The 17,761-nt window shown below is 44.9% G+C and carries 16 protein-coding genes; 9 read left to right on the top strand and 7 right to left on the bottom strand.

Annotated features, from left to right (window positions below; genetic code table 11):
• The first annotated feature begins 104 nt into the window (after positions 1–104).
• A complete protein-coding gene (locus tag AY605_RS04470; RefSeq protein WP_064095280.1) occupies positions 105–1,070 on the top strand; it encodes a TerC family protein in 966 nt (321 codons plus the stop codon).
• Between the two features lie 37 nt (positions 1,071–1,107).
• Here the strand turns inward: AY605_RS04470 and AY605_RS15175 are convergent, their stop codons facing one another.
• Positions 1,108–1,404, bottom strand: coding sequence for a nucleotidyltransferase family protein (locus AY605_RS15175; RefSeq protein WP_265732882.1), 297 nt, complete (start codon positions 1,402–1,404; stop codon positions 1,108–1,110).
• Between the two features lie 377 nt (positions 1,405–1,781).
• On the opposite strand from AY605_RS15175, the gene guaD reads away from it, so the two are divergent.
• The 3 genes from guaD (at position 1,782) to AY605_RS04450 (ending at position 4,291) form a co-directional block, all read left to right on the top strand.
• Positions 1,782–3,101: a guanine deaminase gene (guaD, locus tag AY605_RS04460; RefSeq protein ID WP_064095268.1), complete on the top strand. Its 1,320-nt coding sequence runs from the start codon at positions 1,782–1,784 to the stop codon at positions 3,099–3,101.
• 211 nt (positions 3,102–3,312) lie between these two features.
• A complete protein-coding gene (hpt, locus tag AY605_RS04455) occupies positions 3,313–3,840 on the top strand; it encodes a hypoxanthine phosphoribosyltransferase (protein ID WP_064095267.1) in 528 nt (175 codons plus the stop codon).
• Between the two features lie 193 nt (positions 3,841–4,033).
• Positions 4,034–4,291 (top strand): GlsB/YeaQ/YmgE family stress response membrane protein, encoded by a 258-nt coding sequence (locus AY605_RS04450; protein WP_064095266.1) that lies wholly within the window; start codon positions 4,034–4,036, stop codon positions 4,289–4,291.
• Between the two features lie 107 nt (positions 4,292–4,398).
• Here the strand turns inward: AY605_RS04450 and AY605_RS04445 are convergent, their stop codons facing one another.
• Positions 4,399–5,100, bottom strand: coding sequence for a DsbC family protein (locus tag AY605_RS04445; RefSeq protein ID WP_064095265.1), 702 nt, complete (start codon positions 5,098–5,100; stop codon positions 4,399–4,401).
• A 382-nt stretch (positions 5,101–5,482) separates the two neighbouring features.
• Between AY605_RS04445 and AY605_RS04440 the strand changes: the two genes are divergently transcribed.
• The gene (locus tag AY605_RS04440; protein ID WP_064095264.1) at positions 5,483–6,628 is read left to right on the top strand and encodes an MFS transporter; all 1,146 of its coding nucleotides are present in this window, start codon (positions 5,483–5,485) and stop codon (positions 6,626–6,628) included.
• A 32-nt stretch (positions 6,629–6,660) separates the two neighbouring features.
• Here AY605_RS04440 and mnmE read toward each other — a convergent pair whose 3' ends face one another.
• The 5 genes from mnmE to rpmH all read right to left on the bottom strand — a co-directional run bounded on the left by mnmE (position 6,661) and on the right by rpmH (position 10,767).
• A complete protein-coding gene (gene mnmE, locus AY605_RS04435; protein ID WP_064095263.1) occupies positions 6,661–8,019 on the bottom strand; it encodes a tRNA uridine-5-carboxymethylaminomethyl(34) synthesis GTPase MnmE in 1,359 nt (452 codons plus the stop codon).
• A gap of 92 nt (positions 8,020–8,111) precedes the next feature.
• Positions 8,112–9,875, bottom strand: coding sequence for a membrane protein insertase YidC (yidC, locus tag AY605_RS04430; protein WP_064095262.1), 1,764 nt, complete (start codon positions 9,873–9,875; stop codon positions 8,112–8,114).
• A 5-nt stretch (positions 9,876–9,880) separates the two neighbouring features.
• Entirely contained in the window at positions 9,881–10,201 is a 321-nt protein-coding gene (yidD, locus tag AY605_RS14775) for a membrane protein insertion efficiency factor YidD (RefSeq protein ID WP_004281931.1), read from the bottom strand.
• A gap of 9 nt (positions 10,202–10,210) precedes the next feature.
• Positions 10,211–10,603 carry a ribonuclease P protein component gene (gene rnpA / locus AY605_RS04425; protein WP_064095261.1) on the bottom strand — a complete coding sequence of 131 codons (393 nt, stop codon included), beginning with the start codon at positions 10,601–10,603 and terminating at the stop codon, positions 10,211–10,213.
• Between the two features lie 29 nt (positions 10,604–10,632).
• Positions 10,633–10,767: a 50S ribosomal protein L34 gene (gene rpmH / locus AY605_RS04420; RefSeq protein WP_000831329.1), complete on the bottom strand. Its 135-nt coding sequence runs from the start codon at positions 10,765–10,767 to the stop codon at positions 10,633–10,635.
• A 663-nt stretch (positions 10,768–11,430) separates the two neighbouring features.
• Between rpmH and dnaA the strand changes: the two genes are divergently transcribed.
• From dnaA to gyrB, 4 genes are all read left to right on the top strand, one after another.
• Entirely contained in the window at positions 11,431–12,813 is a 1,383-nt protein-coding gene (gene dnaA / locus AY605_RS04415; protein ID WP_064095260.1) for a chromosomal replication initiator protein DnaA, read from the top strand.
• 108 nt (positions 12,814–12,921) lie between these two features.
• Positions 12,922–14,070 carry a DNA polymerase III subunit beta gene (dnaN, locus tag AY605_RS04410; RefSeq protein WP_064095259.1) on the top strand — a complete coding sequence of 383 codons (1,149 nt, stop codon included), beginning with the start codon at positions 12,922–12,924 and terminating at the stop codon, positions 14,068–14,070.
• A 29-nt stretch (positions 14,071–14,099) separates the two neighbouring features.
• On the top strand, positions 14,100–15,179 hold the full coding sequence (gene recF, locus AY605_RS04405; protein ID WP_064095258.1) for a DNA replication/repair protein RecF: 1,080 nt from the start codon (positions 14,100–14,102) through the stop codon (positions 15,177–15,179).
• 56 nt (positions 15,180–15,235) lie between these two features.
• Positions 15,236–17,704, top strand: a complete 2,469-nt coding sequence (gyrB, locus tag AY605_RS04400) for a DNA topoisomerase (ATP-hydrolyzing) subunit B (RefSeq protein ID WP_064095257.1) — start codon at positions 15,236–15,238, stop codon at positions 17,702–17,704.
• Positions 17,705–17,761 lie beyond the last annotated feature (57 nt).

Genomic DNA, 17,761 nt, shown 5'->3' with positions numbered 1-17,761 from the left:
ACCAAGATGTAGGCAAGACCTTGATCATGTTGTTATAGATGTTTTTCATCTGGCAGCTGGTCAAGGTTTTTTTTATGGCCAGTCGTCCGATGTGGAGAGTTCACATGGAAACAATTGGTACGCTCTGGTTGTATCTTGTCTTTTTCGCAATTGTCGCCGTCATGCTGGTGATCGATTTTATCGGCTTTAAGCATCAGCATGGCCAGGAAGTAAAAGTCCGCACTGCGGCCTACTGGAGTATTGCCTGGGTCAGTGTCGCCACCTTATTTGGTGGCGGTTTATGGCTGTATCTGGAACAGACTGCAGGTGTGGCAATTGCCAATACCAAGGTCATGGAATACTTTGCCGGTTATCTGCTGGAAAAATCCCTGGCAATTGATAATGTTTTTGTCTGGCTGATGATCTTCGCCGCCTTTGCCATTCCACCGGCACTACAACGTAAATTGCTGTTATATGGTGTACTGGGTGCGATTATACTCAGAACCATCTTCATTTTTATTGGTGCCTGGTTTGTACAGGAGTTCTCCTGGATTCTGTATATCTTCGGTGCGTTCCTGGTGTATACCGGCTTCAAGTTTCTGCGCGGTCAGCATGAAGAAGACAGTAATATTGAAGATATGGCCATCCTGAAATGGCTACGTAAACACATGCGTATCACCCCGAAACTTCAGGGTGACAAATTTTTTGTACGTCAAAACGGATTGCTCTGGGCAACGCCGTTGTTCCTGGTCCTGATTCTGGTCGAAGCCTCTGATGTGATCTTTGCCGTCGATTCTATTCCAGCTATTTTTGCCGTTACCACCGATCCCTTTATTGTTCTCACTGCAAACCTGATGGCGATTTTAGGCCTACGCGCCATGTTCTTCCTGCTCTCAGGTGCAGCCTCAAAAATGCATTATCTACCTTATGGTCTCGGGATCATTCTGGTCTTTATCGGCTTTAAGATGCTGATGCTGGATGTATTCCATATGCCGATCTGGATTTCCTTAAGCTTTATTGTGCTTGTCTTGACTATCACTGCAATCTTGTCGATTCGACATAGCAAGAAGCATAACGAAACCACCCTGTAAAATTAATCATTAAAAAGCCTGCATCAGCAGGCTTTTTTTATTGTTCTATCAGGGATAATTTGGTCCATTTTTGCAAAAACTGTTTGCTCAATATGCGTTGATCGAACACGGCATAGCTGACTAAATTTGGATTCCAACGCAGCTTTAACTCAAATAAATCGGTCAAACTGAAAGGGGTGATCCACTCTAACGCATTATCATCTTGCAGGCGCAGTGCCAAAGCTATGGCTGTTTCTGGCCAAAGAGATAGTACCTGTTCAATTGAAATCAAAGATGCAATCCTTTTATTTTGATCGCTCCGGTACCATTCATGCACAAAAGCTTGATTGGTCACATTCAAAATAATATCTGGAAAAATAGCTCCTTAGCTGATCTGCCAGTAGCCGCTCTCAAGGACGGGCCTGCTCATTGGGAGCAAAGAAAATCACGTCGACCTCGGTATGATCAATCTCATAGTCAGATCCATGTAAATGTGCCCAGATCACATGAGGTAATCATCTGCTGCGATATAGGCATGGGGGGTGCAACAGAGCCAATGTCTGCAAAATTTTCATCCGTACAGGTTGCGCACGCACAATCTGATAAAACTGATCAAGAGCATTTTGGGAGGTCATGGCAAATTAAGATCACTCTTTAAATATGAATGTTCATATAAACATGGCAATTTTTTCAGCTACAATCAATCGAAAAAATTAAAAGCGTAGGTTTAAAATGTCTTCTGTACTTGCAACTACAGCGATCCGTGGTCGCTTCCTCGACATTCAGAATACAGTTGCCCAAGCACGTGACATACACGACCAAGTGCGATATGTAGAAGATGGTTTACTCATCATGAAAAATGGAAAAATCCAGTGGTTCGGCTCCTGGCAGGAAGGACAGCATCAACTTGCTGCAGGGCTCACGGTGACCCACTATCCTGAACAGCTCATTATTCCAGGCATGATTGATACCCACATCCATTTTCCGCAAACTGAAATGGTCGGGGCTTATGGTGAACAGCTGCTGGAATGGTTAAATACCTATACTTTTCCCACTGAAATCCAGTTCCAGGATTCATCCTATAGCGAAAAAATTGCCGAATTTTTCGTGCAGGAATTGCTTAAAAATGGCACTACGACGGCATTGGTGTTTTGTACCGTTCATCCTGAATCTGTAGATGCTTTGTTCAATGCGGCGACCACGCGCAATATGCGCCTGATTGCAGGTAAAGTTCTGATGGATCGTCATGCACCAGATGCCCTAATGGACACTGCAGACAGGGCTTATTCTGAGTCTAAAGCCCTGATCGAGAAATGGCACGGTAAAGGACGAAACCTGTATGCCATCACACCGCGCTTTGCTCCGACCTCAACACCTGAACAACTGCAAAAAGCCGGCCAGCTCAAAAGTGAATATCCAGACGTGTATGTACATACCCATCTCAGTGAAAATAAAAACGAGATCGCCTGGGTAAAAGAGCTCTTTCCAGAACATGAAGGTTATCTGGATGTTTACCATCATTATGGCTTAACCGGCAGCAAATCCGTCTTCGCGCATTGCGTACATCTGGAAGAAGGGGAGTGGGACTGTATGCAGCAAACCGACTCTGCGATTGCTTTCTGTCCAACCTCCAACCTGTTCCTTGGCAGTGGTTTATTTCCCCTGAAGAAAGCCTGGAGTAAAGGAGTTAAAGTAGGTTTAGGTACAGATATTGGAGCAGGAACGTCCTTTAACCAGCTGCAAACCCTGAATGAAGCGTATAAAGTTCAACAGCTGCAGGGAGAAAAACTATCAGCTTTTGAATCGCTGTATCATGCCACTTTAGGTGGTGCTAGAGCTTTAAGTCTGGATGACCGGCTGGGTAACTTCAACATTGGCAAAGAGGCAGACTTTGTGGTTCTGGATCTGAATGCGACTGCCTTACAAACACTGCGTCAGAGCAAGGCGAGGAATATTGAAGATACCTTTTTTGCACTGACCATGCTGGGGGATGACCGTAATATTGCAGCTACTTATGTTGCTGGACAAGCTGTCTATGTCAAAGCCCAATAAACCGCGTCAGCGCCGGATCATTTTGACTGCAATCGTCGCTCTCTGTGCTTTTGCACTGAAACGAGACTCTCGGCAGCCGAAAAAATGATTACATTTACCGCAGGTAAAACAGGTGCATCTCAGCTAAGGATGTATTAAAATTACCGTAATTCAGGTGTTGCAGGTCAACACCTTTTTTATTTTGCTATTTTTACTTTTTAGGTATCTACCCATGACCGTTCAAATGAGCGTAATGATTTCCGCTGAAGAAATTCAAGCTAAAGTCAAAGAGCTTGGTGCTCAAATCGATGCACACTATGCCAATAGTGACAAAGAACTTGTGCTCATCGGTTTATTACGCGGTTCAGTGATTTTTATGGCTGATTTATGTCGTGCCATTAACAAGCCGCATGAACTCGACTTCATGACTGTATCTAGCTACGCTGGCGGTACGGTGTCAAGCCGCGATGTTAAAATCCTGAAAGATCTGGACGGTGAAATTCATGGTAAAGATGTACTGGTCGTTGAAGATATTATCGACTCGGGCAATACCTTGAGCAAAGTACTGGAAATCCTGCAGACCCGTAAACCTAATTCTATTCAGTTATGTACGTTGGTAAGCAAACCTTCACGTCGCGAGATTGAACTTGAGGTGAAATTTTTGGGCTTTGAAGTTGAAGACAAGTTTATTGTCGGTTATGGCCTGGATTATGATCAGAAATACCGTCATATTCCTTTTATTGGTGAAATCGGTCTTTAAGATTGGGTTAAATCGATAAGCACTGTTTAGAAAGTGGCCTTGTGCCACTTTTTTTTATTTCTTGAATAATTTCAGTAACACAGGGAACAAAAACACAACAGCCCGTTTCAGGATTCAACTTTTTATCCACCCGACTTTATTTCAATATGAGTGAACGATGTAAAACAAAGACATGACAAGAAGGAGTATGCATATGTGGACAATTATTATGGCTATTGTCATCGGTTTTATAGCAGGTCTGATTGCTCGTGCCATTCATCCCGGTAACGATAAGGCAGGTTTTATTATGACGACCTTGCTAGGTATAGCAGGCTCCTTGTTGGCAACTTTTGCTGGCCGTATGCTGGGTTTGTATTCTGCGGACTCAGCTGCCGGTCTGATCGCTTCGGTGATTGGTGCGGTGATTATTCTGTTTATTTATAATATGATCAACAAACGCCATACCATCTAAAGCAATTTGCCATTTCGGTTAGGCTAGGCTTAATTGCCGGCATATAAAAAAAAGCACCTGATCAGGTGCTTTTTTTTATATTGCATAACGGATCATTTGATTGGATATTATAGCTCGAATTCTTTAAAGATCTGTTCAATCTGTTCTGCCGGATAGGCACCCATCACCTTAAAACCATTTGAAAATATAATCGCTGGTGTTCCATTCACACCTAAAGATTGCGCCAGTTTGTTATTACGCTCAATCGGATTGGTACAGCCTTTTTTAGAACCCGGCTGAATTCCTTTAGCAATCAAATCTTCCCAAGCCTGTGCTGGATTGGACTCGCAGTACACCTGTTTTGAAGGAGCCACAGATTGCGATTTTAATGGCAGGATAAAAGTATAAATGGTTACATCATTGAGTTTTTTCAGCTCTAGTTCAAGTTTTTTGCAATACGGGCAATTTGGGTCAGAAAAGATCGCAATCTGACGTTTACCCGTACCTCTTACACTTTTCAGTGCATCCTGAAGCGGTAATTTTTTCCAGTCGATACTATTTTGTTTTAGCATTAAATCGCGGGTCAAATTATGCTGATCCTGAATCCGCAGCATCGGGCCGGCAATTACATGCTTGGCATCTTCATTCAGATAAACCACCTGGTCCTGCATGGAGCCGCTATAAATGCCTTGCATTTCTGTGGTCTGAATATTTTCAATTTTTAAGTTAGGACTGTTTTTGGCCAAATTCGTTTTCACCGTATCAATATTGGCGAATGCAAAGCTTGAAACGAAGGCACTTAAACTCATAATCAGTATTTTTTTTAACATGAATGTTCTACATGAATTAGATAAAAATGTACTTCGATTCTAAACGCTCTTCTTTTAAATTTCTCAAGCATTTATGTTACTGCGCATTCTGGGTTAAATCCTCTTGTGATGTTTCACGTGGAACAAAAAGAAGAATTATATTTAATTCAACCACACCAAAACCAGAATAAAAACAAATAAGTTTTTGTATTTTATAATTAAATTATGATCTAAATTATTCCAGAAAAATATCTGGGCAATTGAGCCTTGACCATTTTTCTCTATCCATTCTAAACTGCAGACACTTTCTATATTCCTCGCTATGCCCTGACATGGATTGGCCAAGGATTAATACTAAAATGGCATTTTCATGACAATAACGACCAGCTGGCGACCGTTCTTGATGGTTAGCCTGGCTTTAATGATGGGAACGCTTGGCACAGCTTTGGCGAGCCCTCTTTATCCGATCTATCAGCAACTCTGGCATTTACTGCCCAGTCAGATTACCTACATTTTTGTTGCCTATATGTTGGGCTGTCTCTCGACCCTGTTATTTTTGGGCAGGACCAGCAATAGCATCGGATTTTTACGCACCCTGCAAATTGGTCTGGCACTGATCACACTGGGACTCATCGTTTCGGTCTTTGCCCAGAATGCACTCATACTGTCGATTGGCCGTTTTATTATTGGGATTGCCTCAGGCCTGATGACTACTTCTGCCATGATGGGTTTGCTGTATACCATTCCAGAAAGCCATAAACATACAGCACCACAACTGATTTCAATCATTACCGCAATGGGGTTTGGTTTGGGACCTCTGGTCGGGGGAGTGATTGCACAGTTTTCCGCTGCACCTTTGGTGATGCCATATTTACCGGTTATTCTGGGCGCTATGTTCTGTCTGTTTGGTCTGTTCTGGATCAAGGTGCCCAAGGTTGAGCTGCAGCCCTTTAGTATGGCACCCAAACTGCAACGACCTGAAGCCAAGTTTCATCTGGTGTTTATGATTATTGCAGTAACGGCTTTTAGTGCTTTTGCCGCTTTTAGCCTGTTTGCTTCTCTGTCACCCTCCTTTGTCCGCAATATTTTACCTTGGCATGGTCCTCTGGTCAGTGGCCTAGCCATTACCAGTATTCTGGTGGTCTCGGTGATCGTGCAGATGATGGCCAAAACGGTCGCAGCTTCAAAATGTCTGAATATCGGCCTGATGATGATGGGCTTGAGCATGATAATTCTGGCGCTCTGTATGTACGCAAAAATCAGCCTGCTTTTTTTCATCAGTGATCTTTGCTTTGGAATCGGCCATGGTTTTGCCCTGATGGGGGCTTTTGCAATGATTCACCAAATCACCAGCATGAACAACCGTGCAGCCGTCATGTCAACCTATCTGTTTATTGCCTATCTGGGCACCATTGTGCCCATTATTGCCGTGGGTTATCTGGCCGATCACTGGGGGCTGGATTTCGCCGTAATCAGCTTTTGTATCGCGATCAGTCTGCTGTGTTCTGCACTGTGGTGGACTTATCAAAAAGCCCCTGTAGCTGCCTAAAAAATCCCTCAACTGAGGGATTTTTTAAATAATTATTTACCAATACAGAACGATCCGAAGATCTTGCCCAGCAGATCATCGGCACTAAAATCACCCGTGATTTCGCCCAAGGCATTTTGTGCCAGACGCAAGGACTCTGCCACCAGTTCCCCCGCGTTATACACCACCAGCTGTTCACGCGCTTCAGCCAAGTACATTTGAGTGCGCTTCATTGCGTCTAAATGACGGGTACGGGCAATAAAGGTGTCTTCCTCAGGCTGGAAGCCTGCATGCGCTGTAATCGCTTCTATGAGCGCCTGAACGCCGGTTTCCTGTTTGGCGGAGATGGTGATATGGCGAAAGCCATTTAAATCCCCAATCTTGGCTTTAGTACCGGTCAGGTCGCATTTATTGCCAATCAGCATCAAACGTTTCGGTTCGATATATTCGGCAAAATATTCCTGAGCAAGTTGCAGCGGATCTTCCCCCTGGCTTAAATCATAGACCAGTAGTAATAAATCAGCCTGTTCAATTTCTTTAATCGCGCGGCGGATTCCTTCTTTTTCAACAATATCGCCGGTTTCACGCAAACCTGCGGTATCGGTGAGGGTAATTGGCAGACCATTTAAGGTAATTTTTTCATGCAAGACATCACGTGTGGTACCGGCAATATCGGTCACAATCGCACGTTCAATTCCGGCCAGCGCATTCAGCAGAGAGGATTTACCGGCATTCGGTTTACCTGCAATTACGACTTGCAAGCCTTCACGTAATAACTGACCTTGACGTGCAGATTGCTGTACTTGAGTGACTGCACTGGATACGCCATCCAGCAGATTTAAAATCTTGCCATCCGCCAGAAAATCAATTTCTTCTTCCGGGAAATCAATCGCGGCTTCCACATGCAAACGCAGGTGAATCAGCTGCTCAAGCACTGCATTGACTTTGGTCGAAAACGCGCCTTGCAAAGAACGTACCGCAGAACGGGCGGCTGCTTGCGAGCTTGCATCAATCAGGTCGGCAATCGCCTCGGCCTGCACCAGATCCAGCTTGCCATTCTCAAAAGCACGCATGGAAAACTCACCCGCTTTGGCCGCAGTAGCGCCCAGCTCAAGCAAACGGCCGAGCAGGGCATTCTGAATTACCGGCCCGCCATGACCTTGCAGTTCCACCACATCTTCACCGGTAAATGAGTTTGGATTCGGAAAACAGATGACCAGTCCTTCATCCATGACCTCACCGGCTGCATCATAGAACTGGCGGAAACCGGCAAAACGTGCTTTAGGCAGCGCTTTTTGGGTCAGTTGCTGGGCAATCTCATAGGATTTTGGACCAGACAGGCGAATCACCCCAACGCCGCCACGTCCTGGTGGAGTTGCAATCGCAGCAATAGTTGTGGTTCGGTTGAGCATAAAATTCACCTACAAAGACTCAAAAGTACAGCCAAAAAAAATCCGCCTAAGATTACCATCTTAAGCGGATTTATTCAGCCTATCCGTACAACTTAGTTGACTGGAGTGGCCTCATCACGTTTAGCACGATCTTTGGCAACAGACTTGTTAATCAAAGTTTGTTGCAGAATCGTGATCAAGTTGTTGACGATCCAGTATAAAACCAAGCCTGCCGGGAAGAATAACAAGAATACCGTAAAGATAATCGGCATAAACTTGAAGACTTTCGCCTGCATTGGATCGGTCGGCTGCGGATTTAACGACTGCTGGATATACATGGTCAAGCCCATCAGCAATGGCAGGATGAACCAAGGATCCATTGAAGATAAATCCTGAATCCACAGAATCCATGGGGCATGACGCAGTTCAACCGATTCCATCAATACCCAGTACAAGGCCAGGAAGATTGGCATTTGCAATAATAGCGGTAAACAGCCCGCAAGCGGATTGACCTGTTCACGTTTGTACAATGCCATCATTTCTTGAGAGAAGCGCATCCGGTCTTCACCGAATTCTTCTTTCATGCGCTGCATTTCCGGGGCAATCAAGCGCATTTTCGCCATCGAGCGATAGCTCTTCGACGACAATGGCCACAGGATCAGTTTCACCAGAACGGTCAACAGAATAATTGCCCACCCCCAGTTACCTACCAAGCCATGGAAGAATTCAAGACCCACGAACAGCAATTTTGCAATTGGCCATAACCAGCCATAATCAACGGTCTGGTTTAAACCTGGAGCCAAATCTTTCAGTTCTGACTGGATTTTTGGACCTGAATAGAAAGTCGCATCTACTTCAGCCACGGTACCTGCAGGCACATTGAAAGTCGGTGAAGTAAAACCGATGATGTTCATGTTATCGGTTGATTTGCGTGATTCAAGCTTGGCGCTATAGGCTTCACCATCGCCTTGAGTCAACTTCAGATGACCTGGTACCCATGCACTCACAAAGTAATGCTGCACCATTGCCACCCAGCCACCTTTGGCTTCAGTACTGACTTTCTCTTCAACAAAGTTGTCGAATTTAAGTTTGTTGTACTGCTCGTCCGGAGTACCCCATGCACCGCCCAGGAATGTTCCCAGCGTGAAGATACCCTGATCGGATTTGCCTGGATCTTCCGAGTTATCCCGTTTGATCTGACCGAACATCTGACCTTGCCAGGTCTGGCCACTGCGGTTAACCACTTTATGGTTCACCACGACCGGATATTCACCTTCAGTGAAATTGAAGGTCTTGATGATCTCGACACCATCAGCGGTTTTAAACACCAGCGGTACAGACAAGACTTTCAGGTTTTTACCGTCTTTGCTCTTGACTGTCTTTGCATCTGCCAGAGTATAAGCGGTTTTTTCCATTTCATAGGTTGGACGACCGTTACGGCTGCTGTCCGGTCCATTCAGACCGATCAGGCCAGACTGGGCGACATAGGTCCGTTTCGCATCGCTTTCCAGCATGACGAAAGGTTCATCGCTGTCTTTGTTCTTGTCATGATTGAGTAATTCAACACGAACAATATCACCACCCTTGGGATTGATCCAAAGATGATAAAGGTCAGTTTGTACTGAAATAAGCTGCTGACTTACAGGTGCTGTGGCATCCGTGGCTTGCTGCGCTGGCACATTTGCTTGTGGCAGATCAGAGGCAACTGTAGCCGTCTGACCATTTGGCAAATCTGCAGATACGTCATGCGAAACAACAGCAGTTTCCTGCTGCGGTTTTGTTTCAGCATTTCCATAATCTTTTTGCCACGCCAAAATGAGCAAATATGCGACAACAAACATGGCTCCGAGAATTGCAATCCTGGCCCATTGTTGCATATGTATTACCCCAAGTGGTGAGAGTGATTTTGGTTCAATAAACGATCACGAAAGGGTACAGCAACGTGAAGCGTTTGAGAATCTATTTGCTGAAATGAAATAAAACGAATCGCTTTTGAGGGAACAGGATCATATCCCGAGCCCCCCCACGGATGACAACGGCAAATACGTTTAGTAGCCAGCCACACTCCACGCCCAGCGCCATGCATCTGGACTGCTTCCAAGGAATATTGAGAACAAGTTGGAATATAACGACAGCGCGGTCCAAGAAGAGGACTAATCGCAATCTGATAGAAACGGATCAACCAATGCAGTAAACGTACCATTGGCCAACTCTACTTTTGTGGGAAGGGGGCTATTTTTGAATGCTTTTTGGCAAGACGGTTAAGTTTTTGCCAGGCAAATTGTAATTGCTGGTGCAATTCTGCATTAGATACTGTCTCAATACCAATTTTCGGCATGATTACAATGTCTAAGTCATCTAATTGCTGTTGATGCAGGCGAAAACTTTCGCGAGCAAGTCGTTTTACTCTATTTCTTTCGTGTGCGCGTCGCACTTTCTTCTTGGCAACAACTAAACCCAAACGGCTATTTGGCAGTTCGGAATGTTTTGCAAGAAATAAGAAATGGGGTTGATGCACTTTAAAAAGCGCACCATCAAAGACACCTTTATAATCGGCAGCACAGCGTAATCGCAACTCTGTGCCAAAACTATAAAGTTTTGTCATAACACCCAAAATCGTCTTAGCGTAACTGATTAAACAGTTAAGCTATGACGACCTTTTGCACGACGGCGAGCTAATACTTGACGACCAGCTTTAGTAGCCATACGAGCACGGAAACCATGAACACGCTTACGCTTTAATTCAGACGGTTGGAATGTACGTTTCATATTGAAACTCCAAAAAATGATCTTTCTGTGAAGGTCCGCGATTTTAGTGCTCATTGCTTGAGCTGTCAATGCAAAAGCACTTTTCTTTTCAAATAACAGCAAAAAAGAGCGAAGGTGTATTTTTTATGCAGAACTGGATAACACTATCTCGATTTGAGTTAACCACAAATCAAGTTATTGTTATTTAAATAAATATAAGTTATAAACAACTCTATCAACAAAGTTATCCACATGTTATCCAGAGTTTAAATTTGAACTTCGAGTTTTGAATTTAAATTTAATGCTTTATGAGTTATCCACAAAAACTCGCGATCTTATAAGTAAATTCAAATTTATAAATTTAAATTTATTACTATTAGGAAGCGCTTTTTCTATGGATAAGCTATTTTTTATTTATATAAACATTAAGTTATGTTGTGGATAAAACTGTTGTTATTAATTTTATACTTTGTGGATAACTTTGTGATATATTTTATCCACAGCTTGCGGATAAACTTATCCACACCGGGTTTTAAATTTAAATTTATGCACCTTGAGTTCTTTTTGCACAATTTTTGTGGAAATTGCCATGACAGATGTGGATAACTTGGTTAGAATGGCGACCCGCTTTTGGTCGCGGGCAGCTTTTTTTCGAATGAACAATGGAATGAATAGGGGATTCACATGCTTTGGACGGACTGCTTAAATCGCCTGCGACAAGAGCTCTCTGGAAATGTCTTTACCATGTGGATTCGGCCATTGGTTGCAGAAGAGCTGGATGATACCTTGCGTCTTTATGCACCGAATCCCTACTGGACGCGCTACATTCAGGAACATCATCTGGAACTGATTTCAATTCTGGCAGAACAGCTGTCTGAAGGTCGTGTGCGTAAAGTTGAAATTCTGGTAGATTCTCGCCCGGGGGCAATCCTGTCTGCGAGTGAACAGCCGGCCACCACGACTGCTGCACTAGAATCCGCACCTGTTGTCGCGCCATCCCCGCGTCCCAAGAAAGAAAAAGAAGATTCAGGCAAAAATAGCCGTAAACGTCAGTTGAACCCCTTATTCACCTTTTCGCTGTTTGTGGAAGGTCGTTCTAACCAGATGGCAGCAGAAACCTGTCGTAAGGTACTGACCCAGCTGGGTGCTTCCCAGCATAACCCCTTATTTTTATATGGTCCGACTGGTCTGGGTAAAACCCATTTGATGCAGGCAGTCGGCAATGCACTGTTGCAGGCCAAACCGAATGCCCGGGTCATGTACATGACCGCAGAAAGTTTTGTGCAGGATTTTGTCAGCTCTTTGCAGCAGGGCAAGGTTGAAGAGTTTAAAAAGAACTGCCGCTCTCTGGATCTGTTACTGGTTGATGATATCCATCTGCTGGCGGGTAAAGAAGCCAGTCTGGTGGAGTTTTTCTATACTTTTAACGCACTGCTGGACGAGTCCAAGCAGATTATCCTGACCTCGGATCGTTATCCTAAAGAGCTGACCGAACTGGATCCACGTCTGGTTTCACGTTTTTCCTGGGGCTTATCGGTAGGTGTTGAACCACCGGATATTGAAACCCGGATTGAAATTTTGCTGAAAAAAGCAGAAAACACCGGAGTGGATTTACCACGTAACTGTGCGCTGTTTATTGCTCAGCAGGTCGTGGCCAATGTACGTGAGCTTGAAGGTGCGCTGAATAAAGTGGTGGCGATTTCACGTTTCAAAGGCACGCCGATTGATCTGGATGTAGTGCGTGAATCTTTGAAAGATGTGCTGGCGATTCGAGCGCGTACCATCAGTACTGAAAACATTCAGCGTGTGGTCAGTGAATATTTCCGTATTCCGTTAAAAGAGATTGTTGGTCCAAAACGTACCCGGATTTATGCCCGCCCCCGTCAGCTGGCGATGGGCTTGGCCCGTGAACTCACCGGCGACAGTTTTCCGGAAATTGGCATGGCTTTTGGGGGGCGTGATCACAGTACCGTGATGCATGCCTGCGAGAAAGTACAGAGCCTGCGCGAAGAAGATCCGATCTTTAACGAAGACTATAAAAACCTGCAACGTCTGTTGCAAAGTTGACCGAAAACGCTCAAATTCTATTCTTGCTATGCGGCTGCTTTTGCCGCATAGTAAACCGTCAAAAAATCACTTTTTCTATATTAATCTTCAGCTTTAGAGGAATGCACCGTGCGTTTAAAAATCGCGAAAGAAAGCTTACTGAATGTTCTCTCACATGTCGTAGGAGCGGTTGAACGTCGCCATACCTTGAATATCCTGTCTAATCTGAAAATTCAGGTGACCGCACAAGCATTGACCGTAACCGGTTCGGATCTGGAGGTTGAGCTGGTGGCGAGTACGGCGCTGGCTGAAGGTGCCTGTCTGCAGGAAGGTGAGACCACAGTTCCTGCACGTAAACTGATTGATATCTGTAAGTCACTTCCTTCAGCGGCATTGATCGATTTGCATATTACTGAAGACCAGCGCTGCATTCTTAAATCAGGTAACAGCCGTTTTGTACTGGGTACCTTGCCTGCTGATGATTATCCATTACTAAATACTGAAAACACGCAAGGCACGCAAGTGACAGTGACACAGCGTGAACTGAAACGCCTGTTTGAAAAAACTGCTTTTGCCATGGCGGTTCAGGATGTGCGTTTTTACCTGACCGGTACCTTGCTGGAAATTGATGCCAATCAGCTTCGTGCAGTGACTACCGATGGTCACCGTCTGGCACTGTGTGAAACGACAGCACAATCTACAGCAACCCAGCCGATTCAGGCGATTGTGCCACGTAAAGCCGTTGCAGAATTACAGCGTCTGCTGAGCGTTGAAGATGAGCAATTATCTTTATTGATTGGCCGTGAACTGCTCAATGTGACCATTACCATGCCAAGCCGTGACAAGGAACAGGCGGATATTACCGTACGTTTCACGACTAAACTGATTGATGGTAAGTTCCCGGACTACCGCCGTGTAATTCCACGTGGTGGCGACAAAGTGGTGATGATCGCACATGACGTGTTCAAGCAGTCTTTGCAACGTGTGGCGATTTTAAGTAATGAAAAACTTCGCGGTGTGTTTCTGAACTTCAATGCCGATTCCTTGCAGCTTCGCGCCAATAACCCGGAGCAGGATGAAGCAATTGAAGATCTGGCAATTCAATATTCAGATTCCCCGCTAGAAATGTCATTTAATGCGCAGTATCTGATTGAAGTGCTCGGGGTGCTGGATGGCGATGATGTGTCGATGACCATGACTGAAGCGAACCAGTCTGTTTTGGTACAGGACCCGGCACATACAGATCAAGTCTATGTTGTCATGCCGATGCGTGTTTAAGCCGCGGCTTTTTGATACTCAGATAAGCTATGCATATTACGCGTTTACATATTGAGCGTGTACGGAATTTAAAGACGGTTGCTCTCCACGGATTGCAGCCGTTTAATGTTTTTTATGGCCAAAATGGTTCAGGTAAAACCTCGATTTTAGAGGCGATTCATTTACTGGCTGCCGGGCGTTCCTTCCGTACCCATATTCCCAAAAATTATATCCAGCATGGCGCACAAGATGCGATTGTGTTTGCACAGTCTACGACTGAAAAAATTGGCATGCAAAAAATGGCTGGCGGGGAACAGTTGATTAAGGTCAATGGTGATCTGGTCGCGACTCAGGGTCAGCTGGCCAAACTGCTACCCTTGCAGCTGATTGATCCGCAAAGTACCGATATTATTGATCATGGTGCCAAACCACGGCGTCAATTGCTGGACTGGTTGATGTTCCACGTGGAACCGGAATTTTATCATGCCTGGCAATATTATTCGCGTGCGCTGAAACAGCGGAACAGCCTGCTCAAAAGCAAACGCTTTCTCAGTCTTTCCGATCTGGAACCGTGGAACCAGATGCTGAGTGAATATGGAGAAATCCTGCATTCGCAGCGTGTCGGGATCGTAGAACAATGGAAGCCATTTTTTGAAGATGATCTGAAACAGTTGTTACCTGACGTACAGGTCAGTCTGGAATACAGTCCAGGCTTCCATAGTGAAAGCGGTCTGTTGAATGACCTGACCAATCATCATGAAAAAGACTGCGAGCGACGCTATACCGAATATGGTCCACATCGCGCAGATTTGCGTTTAAAGACCCCGATGGGGGACGCAGATGTAATCCTGTCGCGCGGGCAGAAAAAGCTGCTGATGATCGCATTAAAACTGTCGCAAATCGCAATGCTACATTCTTGTAATAAGGAAACTGTGGTATTATTAGATGATGTGACAGCAGAATTAGATTTAACCGCACAACAACGTTTAATTGAGCGATTGAGCCAACTTGGTAGTCAAGTTTTTATTACCACCTTAGACCATGAAGCAGTACAGAAGCACTTACATGATTTGTCTATCTCATATCAGTTATTCAGTGTTGAAAACGGTACTGTTCAAGTTGTGCAATAATATTTTTTGAGTTTTACCCATCTTTGGATAGACCTATTTTTTACTAGGGAGAAACCATGAGTTCAGAAGACCAAGCTGCTTCTCAAACAGAACAAACCATTGAAAAGGCTTATGATTCCTCTAGCATCAAGGTATTACGTGGTTTAGACGCAGTCCGTAAGCGTCCGGGCATGTATATTGGTGACACAGACGATGGTACGGGCCTGCACCACATGGTGTTCGAAGTAGTCGACAACTCGATTGACGAAGCCTTGGCGGGCCACTGTGATGAAATTATAGTCACCATCCATGAAGATGAATCGGTTTCAGTTTCTGATAATGGCCGTGGTATTCCGACCGATATTCACCCTGAAGAAGGTGTGTCTGCAGCAGAAGTAATTTTAACGATTCTGCATGCCGGTGGTAAGTTCGACGATAACAGTTATAAGGTCTCTGGCGGTCTGCATGGTGTGGGTGTTTCCGTAGTCAACGCACTGTCTGAAAAATTACTACTGAATATCAGCCGTGCCGGAAAAACCTATGAACAAGAATACCGTCATGGTGATCCTGTTTATAAATTACGCGAAACAGGCACAACAGATCAATCGGGTACTACCGTTCGTTTCTGGCCAAGTGCAGAAACCTTTAGCCAGACCATTTTCAATGTTGATATTTTAGCGCGTCGTTTGCGTGAACTGTCCTTCCTGAATGCTGGCGTACGCATTGTGCTTCGCGATGAGCGCGTGAATCTTGAAAATGTTTATGACTATGAGGGTGGCCTGTCCGAATTCGTTAAATATATTAACGAAGGCAAAACGCACCTGAATGATATCTTCCATTTCACCACACAGGCTGAAAATGGCATTGGTGTGGAAGTGGCGTTGCAGTGGAATGATTCTTATCAGGAAAACGTGCGCTGCTTTACCAATAACATCCCGCAAAAGGATGGCGGTACACATCTGGCTGGTTTCCGTGCTGCTTTGACCCGTGGTTTAAATAACTACATGGACAGCGAAAATATCCTGAAAAAGGAAAAAGTGGTAGTCTCGGGTGATGATGCGCGTGAAGGTCTGACTGCCATCGTGTCAGTCAAAGTACCTGATCCAAAATTCTCTTCACAAACCAAAGAAAAACTGGTGTCAAGTGAAGTGAAGACTGCGGTTGAACAGGCCATGAATAAGTCATTCTCTGAGTACTTGCTGGAAAATCCGCAAGCAGCGAAAGCTATTGCCGGCAAGATTATTGATGCAGCGCGTGCCCGTGATGCAGCACGTAAAGCGCGTGAAATGACACGTCGTAAGAGTGCGCTGGATATTGCCGGTCTTCCAGGTAAACTGGCTGATTGTCAGGAAAAAGATCCGGCACTGTCGGAACTATATCTGGTCGAGGGTGACTCTGCAGGTGGTTCAGCCAAGCAGGGCCGTAACCGTAAGATGCAGGCGATTTTACCGTTGAAAGGTAAGATTTTGAACGTAGAGCGTGCCCGTTTTGACCGGATGATTTCTTCTGCTGAAGTGGGTACTCTCATTACTGCGCTCGGCTGTGGTATTGGCCGTGAAGAATATAATCCGGACAAGCTGCGTTATCACAAAATCATCATCATGACCGATGCTGATGTGGATGGTTCGCACATCCGTACGCTGCTCTTGACCTTCTTCTTCCGTCAAATGCCGGAACTGGTCGAGCGGGGTCATATCTATATCGCGCAGCCACCATTGTACAAGCTGAAAAAAGGCAAGCAGGAACAGTACATCAAGGACAATGATGCACTGGAAACTTACCTGATCTCCAATGCGATTGATGAGCTGGAACTGCATATTAGCGCAGAGGCTCCCGCGATTCGTGGTGAAGCTTTGGCACAAGTCATTGCAGATTATCAAACCTCGCAAAAGAGTTTGGCGCGTTTAACTGTACGCTATCCTGCAACGGTACTTGATGGCTTGCTTGCTCTTGATGCGTTCAAACTTGATCAAGCCAATGATTTGGATTATGTAGAAACTTGGGCTAAGCAAATGCGTGACCATGTTGAGAATATGCAACCAAGTTTGCGGCCTGAACTCAGCATTGAAACCTTTGAAAAAGAAGATGCTGAAGGTAATAAATCAAATACCTATTTACCACGTATCACGATTTATATTCATAACTTACCGCATTCTTATTTGCTGGATGCAAACTTGTTGGGTTCAAGTGAATACGCACGTTTGTTGAAAAACTCGAAGAGTTGGTTCACCTTGCTTGAAGAAGGGGCTTACCTACAAAAAGGCGAGCGTAAAATCCCTGTTTCAAGCTTCCATCAAGTGTGGCAAAACATCTTGGCTGACTCACGTCGTGGCATGATGATCCAGCGTTATAAAGGTCTGGGCGAGATGAATGCAGAGCAGTTGTGGGAAACGACCATGGATCCAGACAATCGTAACATGCTGCAAGTGACGGTCACAGATGCGATTGAGGCGGACCGTATGTTCTCTTGCTTGATGGGCGATGATGTAGAACCACGTCGTGCCTTCATTGAAGAAAATGCCTTGAATGCTGACATTGATGCCTGATCCTTCAGGATAAACTCAAACATAAAAAAGCGCCTTTCGAGGCGCTTTTTTTAGATC

This window comes from Acinetobacter sp. SFD, assembly GCF_001647575.1.
Lineage (GTDB): Bacteria > Pseudomonadota > Gammaproteobacteria > Pseudomonadales > Moraxellaceae > Acinetobacter > Acinetobacter pecorum.
Note: the sequence above shows the minus strand (reverse complement) of the source record. Positions and strands in the feature narration are given on the sequence as shown.